At 35.2% G+C, this 14,127-nt stretch carries 12 protein-coding genes; 3 read left to right on the plus strand and 9 right to left on the minus strand.

The window, feature by feature from the left end; translation table 11 throughout:
• Nucleotides 1-27 precede the first annotated feature (27 nt).
• Nucleotides 28-603, minus strand: coding sequence for a Crp/Fnr family transcriptional regulator (locus EDF66_RS17370; RefSeq protein ID WP_132843977.1), 576 nt, complete (start codon nucleotides 601-603; stop codon nucleotides 28-30).
• Nucleotides 604-987: 384 nt separating this feature from the next.
• Between EDF66_RS17370 and pncA the strand changes: the two genes are divergently transcribed.
• Entirely contained in the window at nucleotides 988-1,578 is a 591-nt protein-coding gene (gene pncA, locus EDF66_RS17375; protein WP_132843979.1) for a bifunctional nicotinamidase/pyrazinamidase, read from the plus strand.
• Between the two features lie 77 nt (nucleotides 1,579-1,655).
• Here the strand turns inward: pncA and EDF66_RS17380 are convergent, their stop codons facing one another.
• The 4 genes from EDF66_RS17380 to EDF66_RS17395 form a co-directional block, all read right to left on the minus strand.
• Nucleotides 1,656-2,894 (minus strand): DUF6596 domain-containing protein, encoded by a 1,239-nt coding sequence (locus EDF66_RS17380; RefSeq protein WP_132843980.1) that lies wholly within the window; start codon nucleotides 2,892-2,894, stop codon nucleotides 1,656-1,658.
• The gene (locus EDF66_RS17385) at nucleotides 2,884-3,225 is read right to left on the minus strand and encodes a YciI family protein (protein ID WP_132771948.1); all 342 of its coding nucleotides are present in this window, start codon (nucleotides 3,223-3,225) and stop codon (nucleotides 2,884-2,886) included. Before EDF66_RS17385 ends, EDF66_RS17380 begins: the two co-directional genes overlap by 11 nt.
• Before the next feature lie 261 nt (nucleotides 3,226-3,486).
• Nucleotides 3,487-3,993: an N-acetyltransferase gene (locus tag EDF66_RS17390; protein WP_132843982.1), complete on the minus strand. Its 507-nt coding sequence runs from the start codon at nucleotides 3,991-3,993 to the stop codon at nucleotides 3,487-3,489.
• Nucleotides 3,994-4,081: 88 nt separating this feature from the next.
• Nucleotides 4,082-5,488: a PLP-dependent aminotransferase family protein gene (locus EDF66_RS17395; RefSeq protein WP_132843983.1), complete on the minus strand. Its 1,407-nt coding sequence runs from the start codon at nucleotides 5,486-5,488 to the stop codon at nucleotides 4,082-4,084.
• A 77-nt stretch (nucleotides 5,489-5,565) separates the two neighbouring features.
• Between EDF66_RS17395 and dxs the strand changes: the two genes are divergently transcribed.
• Nucleotides 5,566-7,467: a 1-deoxy-D-xylulose-5-phosphate synthase gene (dxs, locus tag EDF66_RS17400; protein WP_132843985.1), complete on the plus strand. Its 1,902-nt coding sequence runs from the start codon at nucleotides 5,566-5,568 to the stop codon at nucleotides 7,465-7,467.
• A gap of 128 nt (nucleotides 7,468-7,595) precedes the next feature.
• Here the strand turns inward: dxs and EDF66_RS17405 are convergent, their stop codons facing one another.
• From EDF66_RS17405 to map, 4 genes are all read right to left on the minus strand, one after another.
• On the minus strand, nucleotides 7,596-8,366 hold the full coding sequence (locus EDF66_RS17405; protein ID WP_132843987.1) for a porin family protein: 771 nt from the start codon (nucleotides 8,364-8,366) through the stop codon (nucleotides 7,596-7,598).
• A complete protein-coding gene (locus EDF66_RS17410) occupies nucleotides 8,363-9,382 on the minus strand; it encodes a PCMD domain-containing protein (RefSeq protein WP_207898668.1) in 1,020 nt (339 codons plus the stop codon). Before EDF66_RS17410 ends, EDF66_RS17405 begins: the two co-directional genes overlap by 4 nt.
• Before the next feature lie 92 nt (nucleotides 9,383-9,474).
• Nucleotides 9,475-11,922 carry a mechanosensitive ion channel family protein gene (locus EDF66_RS17415; protein ID WP_132843990.1) on the minus strand — a complete coding sequence of 816 codons (2,448 nt, stop codon included), beginning with the start codon at nucleotides 11,920-11,922 and terminating at the stop codon, nucleotides 9,475-9,477.
• Nucleotides 11,923-12,270: 348 nt separating this feature from the next.
• Nucleotides 12,271-13,068 carry a type I methionyl aminopeptidase gene (gene map, locus EDF66_RS17420; protein ID WP_132843991.1) on the minus strand — a complete coding sequence of 266 codons (798 nt, stop codon included), beginning with the start codon at nucleotides 13,066-13,068 and terminating at the stop codon, nucleotides 12,271-12,273.
• A gap of 216 nt (nucleotides 13,069-13,284) precedes the next feature.
• Here map and EDF66_RS17425 point away from each other — a divergent pair, with 216 nt between their 5' ends.
• The gene (locus EDF66_RS17425; protein WP_132843993.1) at nucleotides 13,285-14,121 is read left to right on the plus strand and encodes a helix-turn-helix domain-containing protein; all 837 of its coding nucleotides are present in this window, start codon (nucleotides 13,285-13,287) and stop codon (nucleotides 14,119-14,121) included.
• Nucleotides 14,122-14,127 lie beyond the last annotated feature (6 nt).

The raw sequence follows: 14,127 nt of genomic DNA on the forward strand, positions 1-14,127 counted from the left end.
TACCCTTAATCTAGTTTAAGAGTATAGTTATTTTCTAAATCTATCGTTCTTTATTTTACTCAAAAATTCTGCAGTTATACCTAAATAAGAGGCGATTTGTGTATTAGGTAGCCTATTTGCTAAATTGGGATATTGATTAATAAAACTTTCGTACCTATCAATAGCGGTAGAACTAAACATTTGTAATAATCGATTTTGAAGTTCAATATATTTATTTTCAATAATCACACGGAAATTACGGTCAAACTTTGGATAATTAGTGTATAAATACCATAAATCACCTTTGGAAATCTGTAACACTACTGAAGGTTCTATTGCTTCTATATATAACTTCGAAGGAGTTTCACGATGTAAACTACCTATGTCCGAAATCCAATCGTCTTCAGCTGCGAAGACAAGATTATGTTCAGCCCCCTTATCATCTATACCGTACATTTTAAAACAACCACTCTGTATGTAGGTAAAAGACTTACATACATCCCCTTGGTGTAAAAGAAACTGTTTTCTTTTTATAGTTCTCTTCGTAATATGGTTTGTTAAGACCGCGATCTCCTCGCTATCAAGGGGCAGATACTGGTTAAAGTGGTTTATAATATGATCCATATCAATTCTTTTTTCTAAACAATCTTCTAAAGATACAAAATGAGAATGCCATGAATATAATGATGGATTTAATATTTCTAAATAATGCCGCGTTTATAGTTTTGATAAATACGCTATATTTTCAAAATTAAAACACATATGCTATAACATTCATCCTAATTTTTAAACAAGGAATATACTAATAAAGTTAACAACTTTAAGATCTGAGTACATGGAGTGATGGTGTAAAAAAGAGTCATAAACGAATGCTTTACCATATAAAACAATCCGAAATAATTATTTTTTTCCTTTTAATAAAGCAACAACAGCAATTACTAACATTTTTCTTATATTAGGGAAAATATTACATATCAAGGTATCCTTACTAATATTTAACTTTTCTTTATGAAAGCTTTAATTATAATCGATGTACAGTATGATTTTTTACCAGGAGGTGCTTTAGCTGTTAATCATGGTGATGAAATCGTGCACACAATTAACGAGCTACAGACACAGTATGATCTTGTGGTAGCCACACAAGATTGGCATCCAAGGGGGCACAAAAGTTTTTATACCTCGCATCCTGGCAAAGAGCCATTTGAAGAAATAAAGTTAAATGGATTAGATCAGGTACTTTGGCCAGAGCATTGCATACAAGGAACTAAAGGCGCTGAATTCGTCTCTGGACTTTCAACAAATGCAATTGAAGCTATTTTTAGAAAAGGAATGGATAAAGAAATTGATAGCTATAGTGGTTTTTTTGATAATGGTAGAAAAAAATCTACAGGAATGGGTGATTATCTTAAAGGTAGAGGTGTTACAGAAGTAGCTGTCTGTGGAGTGGCTGCTGATTACTGCGTATATTACACTGCAAACGATGCTTTAGATTTAGGTTTTAAATCGAGTATTATAGCGGGTGCATCTAAACCAATAGATCTGGAAAGATACGATCGTGTGAAAAAAGACTTTATCTCGAAGGGCGGTACAATCATATGACCAGCTGACAACTCTAAACATAATATTTACAGTAATTATAAATTAGGCCCAATAGCGAAGTTGGGCTTTTTTTATGATCACGAATGGAGAAGGCTTAATTTCAGGTTTATGTATTCGTTATCAAATTGATTGTTGGTATATGATAAAGAACACCAATAGTAATGGCAGGCCATTTCCTTCTTTTCCCCCTTTTCATAAAGAAATGCTAAAGAGCTATAAAATGGAAATTTAAGAAAGTCATTTAACATAGGTTCCAAATCAAACATTTTCTCAATCAATGGAGTTATTGGCAAGTAATTACTCTCAGCAATAACCCTATTTATTTTTACTGCTATAGCATTAGGCTCTAAAAATTCTAATTGAGAATACAAGGAAGATATCAATCTCCAATCTGTTTTTTCATAATTAGGTGAAGAACAATGCACTGAAGCAATTAAAGCCTCTAAATGATATTTATTCAGCCTATTTTTACTTAAATCTATTTTATTAAGATAAGCATATCCCTCGCTTATTAAATTTTTATCCCAAAGCGTCCGATTTTGAAATTGAATAGATATCCATCCATTTTCTTGAATCCTTGCGGGAAATCGAGAAACATGAAAGAAAAATAAAGCTAAAAGAGCATTTAATTCACAATGATCCTCCTGATATTTTTTGACTAAAACACTTAGACGAATCGCTTCAAAACATAAATCCTTTTTTATTGATTCTCGTTTTTGAGCAGATTTGAAGCCTTCATTAAACATCAAATACAATACATGAAGCAGATGGGGCATCTCATTATGCAAGCTTTCGAATTCACATTTCTCATATTGAATAGCAATTTTTTTTATTAAAACCTGACTTCGTAAGATGATCTTTTTAATAGTTTCAACGGGTAACATCATGGCTCTTGATATTTCAGAATAGCCAAATCCACATAAATAAAACAAAGATATAATCAACTTATTTCTGTCAGAGACATTGATTTTAGAAAAGAAGATCAACAATTGAAGTAAACTATCTTCGGCTTCATGTGACGCAATTGATTCTTCTTTCTCGTACGAAATTCGATTAAGAATCTTGCTGCCAACCGAATCTCGATTGATTTTATTGATTAATTTATTTTGAGAAACATAAATTAACCATCCGAAACAATTTTTGGGAGTTCCTTTATATCTCCATTCACTTAGGGCAATTTCAAATGCTTCCTGAACTGCATCAACAATATTATCGATCTGCTGATATCCAAATTTTGCAGACAAAAACGAAATCATCTTTCCATGGTATTCCCTGAAAAGATGATCTGTTAATTTGTCAATGTCCTTATTGCTCATCGGTAATGATAATCTCCCGTATTTCTAAAGTTGCACCATTCTTTAAATCAGGACAACTTTTAGCAAGCTGTGTTGCTTCTTCCAAACTTTTCACACTTAATTTGTAGTAACCGCTAACACATTCTTTTGTCTCGATGTATGGACCATCTGAAATCATATCCTTCTTTAATGTAACTCCATTAGCTTCTAGTGGATTTCCTTCTAGAAAATGTCCATTTGCAACCAGTTCCTCTACCCAATTGATATGTTCCTGAATATCAGCCTGCATATCTTCTACCGATAGGTTGCCATAAGTCGAAGACTCACGAATCAACAATAAAAACTCTTTCATCTTTTCTTAATTAAGGTTAATAAATATACTATTTATTTTAATGACAAATGAGGATCGTAATTCGGGACATTTTTTTTCAAATCGTATTCAAGAAATTTATAATCACATGAATAGATGCAATTTAACGTAATATAAGGTACTAAAAAATAGTGATTAATGTATATGATCGCGATTAGCTATATACTTTTTCCTTGTCAATAAAATCAGAAGACAAAACTTAACGTCTGCCTTTAAGATTTCAAGAACATTCTCTTAAATAAATTATGCAATTAAATATACTGCATTCAAAGGCAATTCATCAAGTTGATTTATCTCCGACTGTTTAACAAATCCCTTACTTTCAAAAAGTCTGATAAAGGGATTTTGAATATACTCGTGGATCCATACCGCTTCATATGGCCTGCAGACGGATAAACTTTTTTCCAGTAATGCTTCTTCTACACCCAGATTAAAATATTTTTTTAAGATCCCAAAATTGGCAATACGGATAGCCCGTTTACGGTCTAAACTCGAAGGTCTAACGCCCTTTGACGTAATTTGGACGAATCCTGCCGGTATATTATCGACGTATGCGATGAGCCATTGATTTGACATGCTATTTAATTCTTCAACCAAATTGCTATCACTAAAATTTTCATGTATATATTTCTCTACGAACGAAAGCTCTAGATGTTTTGAAAACTTTTCTATCGCTATCGCATGCGTTAATGTTAAAAGAGCTGCCAATCCTTCTTCTGTAGCTATAGTAAATTTGATTATTATTTTCATACTGATATCATAAATGTGTGTGCACAAATGTATAAGTCTTTCAAAAGAATAAAGAGAACAGCTTATGCAACATGAAGCAGTACAGTTGTTATCGCATTAGTTGACCAGCAAGCATAATCGCTTCTATCTTCTTAACAGAAAATTTGTCTGCAAATACTACTCGAAAGTAATTTGCGAACGCCCCCGAAAATGAAAAAGTATACCCAGGAGTAAATCTCACTCCTATTTGCTCACATTGTCTATAAAATTTAAGCATGTCTGTCCCGTCAGGCATCTTTACCCAAATATTATAGCCTCCTGCTGGCATTAAAATAGAAGTACTGTCCGGAAAATTAGCAGAAAGCAAGTGTACAGTACTATAGGCATTCTTAGCCAATTGCATTCTAAAGGAACGTATATGACGATCGTAACTACTTCCTGTCATCAGTTTATTTAGCGTCTCCTGATATAAAGGAGAAACGGTACTTCCCAATGAAAATTTAATTTGCTCTGCCCGTTTCATAAATTTTCCAGCCGCCAACCAACCTAGTCTTATACCGGGAGCCAAAGTTTTCGAATAGGACGAATAAGTAAGAACTAGACCACTTACATCAAAACTTCTCAAAGTAGTCGGTCGCTGTCCATGAAAATTCAGATCACCATAAATATCATTTTCAATAAGCGCAACATTATAGTATTGTGCTACAGTAACTAAGGCAATCTTTTGTTCATCTGACATTAATATCCCTGTCGGGTTATGAAAATTTGAAGTTACAATCGCCGCTTTAACCGGATTGTGAAGGCATGCCTCTCTGAAAAAATTAATATCAAATCCCAAAACCGGATCTACAGAAATCTCGATAACTTTCAGGTTCAATACCCTTATTACTTCAAGTACCGAAAATACACAGGGACTTTCCACTGCTACAACATCGCCCGAAGAACAAACTGTAGCCAGAGCAATATATAAAGCCTGCAATGCACCATCTGTAATAATTAGCTCATCCATATGAATAACAGTACGATAAGCTGCCGCACGTGTGATAATATGTTCTTTTAACTCAACAGAACCATTTGAAGGATAATACCGAAGCAGACCTGCCCCCTGCTCCCGGATCACCTGTTGCATTGTCCGCAACACTAACTTTTGTGGCACAAGCAAATCTCCAGGAGCAGCTACATTAAACTCAGAAAATGTCTTTCCTGCTCCCGCAGAAGTTGTAAGTCCAAGATGATCCTTAAATATAGCATCCCTAATGACTGGAATACGGTCACTTTTTAACTCTTCTACATTTTTTTTTGTTTGATAACTTACATAATAACCCGATTTAGGAATACTTTCCACTAAACCATGAATCATCAGATATTCGTACCCATTTTGTATTGTACTGACACTGATCTTAAACTGTTCTTTCAACTCACGAACGGAAGGCAGTTTATGACCTGGCTTGAAAATACCATCTTTGATATTTTTTTCTATAGTACTGGTAAATAGTTCGAATTTATACGCCTTCATATCTGTACTGGTAAGTTTTACAAAATCTACACCTATATCGCAAATCTAAGTAATTTACCTTTGAGAAAAAAAATACTATGTCCCCTAATAATTTCATAAGTAGTCCAGTAGATCTACGCAATTTATCCTTTTCCTCTTTACAAGTTGTATGCGAAGACTTACGATCGTTTATTATCGATCATGTTGCCGTAAACGGAGGTCATTTCAGTTCTAGTTTAGGTGTTGTTGAACTTACTGTGGCCTTACATTATGTTTTTAATACGCCTATAGATAAACTGATCTGGGATGTAGGACATCAAGCTTATCCTCATAAATTACTCACAGGAAGAAGAAAATCTTTTTACTCTAACCGAGTACTAGGAGGTATAAGCGGTTTCCCCTGTAGGGACGAAAGCGAATTTGATGCATTTGGAACCGGTCATTCTTCTACCTCCATTTCGGCCATCCTAGGTATGGCTATCGCAGCCAAATATCGCGGAGAACTCAACCGGCAGCATATTGCTGTTATTGGAGATGGGGCGATGACAGCAGGACAAGCCTTTGAAGCAATGAACAATGCGGGATATGAACAACCAAACATGCTTATTATACTCAATGATAATAATATGTCTATCGATAGCAATACCGGTGCACTACAAAATTATTTGACAGATCTCACTACCGCTAAATATTACAATACGTTAAAGTTACATCTCAAAAATCTCCTTTCATCAGAAAATTCATCCACAAAATGGGCTTCAGAGACGCTGCGAAAATTTGATAAAATCATTAAGGGAGGATTTATGCAGCATAGTAATCTTTTCGAAGCATTAAACATACGATATTTTGGTCCTGTAGATGGACATGATCTAAAAAAAATGATTGGTTTGTTCGAAAAACTAAAGCACATACCAGGACCAAAATTACTTCATTGTGTTACTATCAAAGGAAAGGGATTTGCTCCCGCTCTGGCCGATCCTAAAAAATGGCATGCTCCAGGAACTTTTAATAAATCAACGGGATCGAAGTTGAGTACAGTTAATCACAGTCCCACTTTTCAGGAGGTTTTTGGAAATACGCTACTTACACTAGCAAAAACCAATGACCGCATCATAGCAGTCAGTCCAGCCATGTTATCGGGTAGCTCGTTATCGAAGATGAAATCAGAAATGCCTGACCGAGTTTTTGATGTCGGTATTGCCGAACAACATTCCGTTACTTTTTGTGCTGGACTTGCCGCTGACGGCCTGTTGCCATTTTGCGCAATATATTCAACATTCCTACAGCGCGCCTACGATCAGCTCATACATGATGTCGCTTTGCAAAAGTTACCTGTTGTATTCTGCATAGATCGTGCAGGTGTTGTTGGCACAGATGGGCCAACACATCACGGCGCATTTGACATTTCCTTTCTTAGATGTATACCCAACATAACAGGTGCATCTCCCATGGATTTGGATGATTTTAAAAATCTGCTTTTCACAGCACAATGCGATACGTTAAATGGTCCTTTCGCGATACGCTATCCAAAAAGCGTAGGCTCTGGTGAGCTCAAAAGTAAGTTTTGCAAAATACCTCTCGGAAAGGGACGAAAAATCAAATCTGGAAAAAGAATAGCCATATTATCGCTCGGTCCGATAGGTCAATTTGCAGTAGAAGCCTGTCAAGAACTTTTGGATGATCACATTGATGTAGCCCATTACGACCTCCGGTTCTTTAAACCTATTGATGAAACATTACTGCACGATGTCTTTAGTCAATTTTCAGTCGTGATTACTATAGAAGATGGTAGTATCATAGGCGGGATAGGTAGTGCAGTAATGGAATTTATGGTAGATAATGGATATCATTCCATTTTAAAACGTCTGGGGTTACCTGATACATTTGCGACACAGGGAACCCAGAATCAACTTCATGCATTATACGGATATGATAAGAAAGCTATAATTTCTTTGATTAGATCACTACACCATGAACCAAATAAAGAGAACATCTCTTAAAAAAAACAATTAGTTATATAAATATGCTGCGCTTGTATCTTGATTTAAGCAAATAAAACAAGCTCTGAAATAGAGCTTGTTTTTAAATATCAGAACTATTAAAAATAGCCAACCTATTCAAGTTTGTATTACCAAAGTCTATATGCTACACCAAGTGTTAGATACATATTATGCAAATTATATCCTACTCCACGGAAAGATGAAGGGAAAACCGGATTTAAGCCTAATTGTCCTGTCAGATCTGCCGCCCAACGTTGACCAAAATGCCTTGAAACTCCTAAATGAGCTCCAATATCAAAGGATCTCACCTCTCTTGAAAAGTCAAAATCAGCACTTTCAATCAATACTTTTTCGCCTAATGAATTACCTTTTCTAATATAACCATCTGACACAGTTCCTTTGAATTCAGCCGATAATAAACAAGCGAAATACATTCCTAATTTAAAATCCCATTCTCCCTGACGGTAACCTGCAAAAACAGGTAGCGTTAAATACACATTTCGGGATGTCGTGGCGTTTGTTCCTGTAAAATCTCCTTCAAAAGAGCCTTTTTCACCATTACCATTATCCACAGAAATAATAGTATGAAAGTACTGGACACTGTCAGTTACTTTCATTCCTTTAACATCTACGCTTAATCCAGTACCTACAAACCACTTTGATGAAAGATCATATGTAGCATGATAGCCAAAAGAAGGTGAAAATATCGGTGCATAACTATTGATCTGACGAATGGTATTAGGAAAAGAAAAAGGAGCCGTAGCACCAATATTATAACCTAATGTAATTGAATGCTTAATCTGATCAAATAAAAACTTTCGCTTTATGTCTTGTGCGTACAAGATATTTGATCCCACCAATAGACAACAATAAAGGGATAACGTTATATATTTCTTCATAATAAAGGTACGATTCTTAAACTATCTACCACCAATCGCGATCCTATCGCTCCTCTATATTGATCCCCTTCAGCACTGGACGAGGTAACAATGGCCATCATCAAATTTTTACCAATACTAGCATCCTGTTTATATACAAAAGGAATATCAAAACGTGTAAAATTGGTTTTATCAGAGCCATCCTGAAGATCCGCACGCGCAATTATCCGGTCCGAATTCATAATATTAGTCGCATTAAGTCTATCCGGACCGTTAAACAAAACGGCATAGATACTACATTTGTCTTTCACTCCTGGCTGAACCTGACCTGCCTTATTTATAAAATCAGGTCCTGCACTATATTTATAATAACCTGTGAAAGATTTAGGAAGCCCCTTATAAGGTTCTCCAAATTCTGTCGCCGCCAACGGATTAAGCATAGCCTGAGAAGCATTAAAATTTCCTAAAAACAAAGAACCTGCATACAGTCGAATACCAATAAGTTCTGATAAAGGTGTACCTTTAATCGTAACCAGTTCTGCAGCCTTCGTTCCAAGGTAACCATCTGTAGTGGATCGTGTCGGGTATGCGTCACTGCGCGCAGGAACACCCGAAAGCGCAACTCCCGGATTGCCGGAGGACCAGAGCTGTAATCCATCATCCTCTACCGGATACTCATATTTATCTGTAGGATGACTAGCCCAATTTTGAAAAGCAAAATCCCAATGACCAATATTCACAACTTTAACCGTATACCGTTTGGTGTTTTCTCCTGATTCTGAAGTGACATCATATACAATTTCTTGATCACCGTCAAACTTGATCAGTGTTCCACTTGCTGGTTTTACAGAAGCACCCCTAGATAACGTCAGCACCGGAGAGATTCCCGAATCATAGGCTTCGTTTGTAAGGTTTAATGTTATTGTCCGATTTATCTGATCTATAAACACATTACCAGTTAGTAAATGTGGATCAACAGTAACGGATTCAATATCTGCCTCAGGGTTTTGCGGAGCATCCTTAATACAGCCTTGCATAAGCACTATGCATAGAAATAGCGTGGCAAAAAGCCGTTTTCTCATCGTTCCTTGATTAGTATTTATTAATTACGTAAACCATTCTCATTTGATTAGTCAATCGTATTATTTGACTCAGGTTCATTTTTCCACAGTAGCTCTTGTTTCGGTAAGGCCAGATCAACTCCATTCTCCTGAAATACAGATTGGATGGTTTTAATCACATCGCTTCTTACCTGACCCGTGTCTTTTAAAGTTTTCACCCAGAAGTAAATTTCTATCATTATAGATTGTGCTGACAGACTTCCAAATTGCACGGATACAGCAGGAGTAGCGAATATCTGATCATTCTTATGTAAAACATCTACGATTAACATTTTTACTTTATCCAGATCTGACCCATATTTTACCTCTATCTGAATATGTATTCGTTTTTTAAAACCACCGACAGTCCAATTTAATACATTGGAATTCAAAAGATCACCATTAGGCATAATGAGATCAGCACCATCTAGTGTCGCAATTACACTGCTACGAAAACCAATAGATTTAACCTTACCGGCATGTCCGTCAATTTCGATTAGATCATCTACGTTAACCGGTTTTTCAAAAGCTATAATCAATCCACTGACTAGATTATTGACTAGTGATTGTAAGCCAAAACCAATTCCTACACCCAAAGCACCAATCACTAACATGATTTGATCTACGGGAATTCCGGCAGCGGCGAAGGCTAGGAAAAAACCGATTGAGATAATACTGATACGAATGAGCAGAATCCAGCTTCCCAAACGGAACTTTTTCTCCTGCTTATCATCGTTGGAATTCCATTGGGAGTCTGACGCAAAAAAAGATACTATTTTGGAAAGTACGGTGGCTCCGATCATAATAAGCATAAAAATAAGCAAGTTATATATCGAAAAGGTATAACTTCCTAACTGATGTTCTTCCTGAAAAAAACTTTTTAATGGTTCTGACAAAAGCCTAAACTCATAAAAATTTCGTCCAAATAATACGAACCAGCCAACAATTAAAATAGCGTAAAAAAAGAATGGGGCCCGCTTACCAACTCGATTATAATTAATGTAAAAAAGTCTTCTTTCCTGCTTTTTATAAAGATTAGAGGCATAAGTCAATCCCTCATTAACCAGCCTAATCACCCAAAGAAAAACAATCGCAACAACGACATTCATCAAACCTGCAACCATCAAAATTTTAGCAATATTGAAGCGCCCCAATACATTAAACAAAATCGAAAAAAGTTCCATTATGGTCATAAGAAAGATCGGTATAAGAATCCAACGCTCACGTAATTCTTGATGACGCTCTTTATTAAAAAGAATAAAGATACCAGTAACAAAACTTATCATGGCAAGAATAACCATTAACCATCTTTCTGGCCTAGAAGCCTGCAATACAAGATTATCTACGGCTACAAAGGCAAACAAAACGACAAAAATAACCCAGATACCCAACCAATATTTAGAAATTTCTTTTCTAAATATAATAGTGATCATCAAAGCAGATACTAATACAATTCCCGCAGTAAAAACAAATGGTGGATTAGGAAATAAAAACTGAGCTACACTGAGCGTAATCACTATTCCTGATAGAAATGGAGAGCTTAGTAGCATACTTTTCACTTCTCCTTTATTATTTATATTTCTAATTCCAGATCGTAAAGAATGAAGATAGGTCGTTACGAGAAGTAACAATAAAACAGAAAGAATAATCTTTCCCCACTGCCCCTTTAGGTAATAAAAGAATACTAGCTTTGCTTTTAGTGCGGAAAAGTAAAGCACTTCGTGGATCGGCCGATCAAAATTACTTTCTTCCCAAAGATTTAAAAATTCTTGTTGAAATGTTTTATCTGAAATTTGCTGTTGATCGTATTCAATTTCTTCCATTCCAGTTTGAAGTTGAAGCAACTCAAAATTAACTTGATTCTGTATGGTCTGTATAGTATTAATATTATCTTTTAATAAAGTTGTGACAGGAGTTATTTCCACAGCTACAACTTTCAGTTTGTGAATATATTGATTGAGTTCCGTTGAGTCTTTAGATAATATAAATAGTGATTTATCATTACATAACGAATCAATCTGAAATCTATAACGAACCAGCTGGTCTAAATAACGATCAACCCGTTTCTTATAGATGGAAACCTCTGCATGAAGAGCATCAAGAATATGATAAGTTGTGGTCAGGTTGCGCGAGGTTTGAGTTGTACCCTTATTTTCAAAGACACCATCTTTGGAAATATTATGCCATTGGGAAACTTGATTCAGATCACGAATAAGGGCTACAGTATCAAAACCTTTTTTCAAAAAAGAGCGGGCTTGCCTCGACAGCACTTCGATTTCTTCAATGACTTGATTTTGTCGTATGGCCGCTTTATCTGTCTCTATATCTTGAAGACTTTTTTTCGCCGATTCTTTAAAAAAAATTTCGGTACGTGAAACGAAATCTTGCTTTGCACTATCTTGTGCCAACACTTTTGAATATGCGTCAGAAACAAAAAGAAATATGGTCAGCAGTATAGATATATTCAAAAAGCGCATTCTCTTTAATAATTAGGTTAATAAGTTTATCCTACACAAAAGATTATATGTCAGAGCACTCATCAAATTTAATGATTAATATTGAAGTATTTTATGTTTTTAAGCTAAATAATCGATAGGCAATATCAATTCTAAAAACATGAGTACTCATCTACAATTGATTTTAAAAACCATATTAACACGTAAATGGAAGATAATCGTACTCTCCTATATATCTTAGCATCACACCTTAATTTACACTGATCCTGAAAATAAGGAGACGGGCGGTTTGGTTGTTATAATAATCATGAGAAAATGATCTTAAATCGATCACTTTCTCATGATAATAGCACGGTAAGACTCCTCAAATTAGTAGTAAGAAGAGTTTAAGTTATTGTTTTCTTTTTCCGCTTTTTCAATAATTTTGATATCTGTCAGAATTAGAGGAAAGTTTTTCTTAATACATACATCCTGTTCAAAATGGACTGAAGGTTTACCATCTGCAGTCCGAATAGTCCAACCGTCCTCCTCTGTATAATTATCATCCGTTCCTAAATTAATCATCGGTTCAATTGCTATCACTAAGTTTTCTTTCAAGACCTTACCTTTACCACGTTGTCCATAGTTAGTAATATCTGGTCCTTCGTGCAAATCACGTCCTAATCCATGACCGACCAAGTCGCGTACTAAACCATATCCATATGGTGAAATATGAGAGGCTATTGCATAACCTATATCGCCAATACGATTACCATGCACAGCTTGCTCGATACCTTTAATCAATGATTCCTTTGTGATTTTGACTAATTGAATTACTTCTTGAGCAACTTCACCAATGATAAATGTATATGCCTGATCTCCGTGAAATCCGTTTTTAAATGCTCCAACATCTATGGAAACTAAATCACCCTCTTTCAAAGGATTATGATTTGGAAATCCATGTACGATAGCATCATTTACTGAAGCACAGATATGGAATGGAAATCCACCAAAATTATGAAACGAAGGAATTGCACCATGATCACGAATAAATTCATTTGCAAAACGATCGATATCAAGTGTTGTGATACCTGGTCTAATAATCGATGCAATAGCAGCCAATGTTTGACTTGTCAATTTTGCACTTATTTGCATTAATGCTACTTCTTCTTCTGTCTTATAAATCATATCATTTATTTTTATTACAATCTGTTACAATCAGGCTTTTAGCCAATAAATATCACTTCACCAGGATCAAGATTCTAAATGAGCACACATCCATCTAATCTACTGATTAAGTAATAGTTTGAAACAAATTTAATGACCATAATACAACTAGAAAAGTAAAAATTGGACAATAATTCGACATAGCACTGAATATATTTTAAGTACTTTTGTAAAACTATGCCCATTAATTTTTTTGGAGATATTAAACCATCTGATTCCATAATAGGAGAATCAACAAGATACTGGAGGGATTCTAATTTATTTTTTAAATCAGAATGCATCTTAGGTGCATATGTATTTTCATGCAAAGACTTAGAAGGCAACCAGGCACTATTCAATGACGGTCTTCCTACTTTAATTTTTATGCCTAATAAAACGGATATCGTTCATATTAAAAAGGCTGATCAAACAATCAAATTAAATGCGGCATGGGTATGTTGTGGGACAATACAGAATACTTACTGGCAACTACCTCAAGATCTTGAATATATTATTGTATTACGTTTTCATCCTTCATCCTTTTATCAAATTTTTGATGTAGCACCAGAATTCTTTCTTTCACATCCCGTCTGTAGCTTAACTGACATCATAAGTGAAAAATCAAAATTGCTAATCGATAAACTGTATCAAAATAAAACTGTTGCAGATCGTATGCAATTACTGGAAAACACCATGCGCACATATACTCCAGCAGAAAACCTACCTTCTCTGCTTCAAGAAGCTTTAAATAAAATTGAACAGAAAAAAGGAAATATATCTGTAGCAGATGTAATCCATGGTTTGGGAGGAAAAATAAATCGTAAATGGCTACAGAGAAGTTTTGTAAAATACATGGGAATTTCTCCTAAAAAATACATTTCTTTACAACGCTTCATTTATATATATGGCGAGTGGCAGAGCAACTATCAAAAGGATTTCATGTCGAACTCTTTCTTATCTGGTTATTATGATTACAACCATTTTTTAAAAGATTTCAAACTATATATAGGCGTCTCACCCACGAAATTTAAATAAGCAGAA

This window comes from Sphingobacterium sp. JUb20 (genome assembly GCF_004342035.1).
GTDB classification, from domain to species: domain Bacteria; phylum Bacteroidota; class Bacteroidia; order Sphingobacteriales; family Sphingobacteriaceae; genus Sphingobacterium; species Sphingobacterium anhuiense.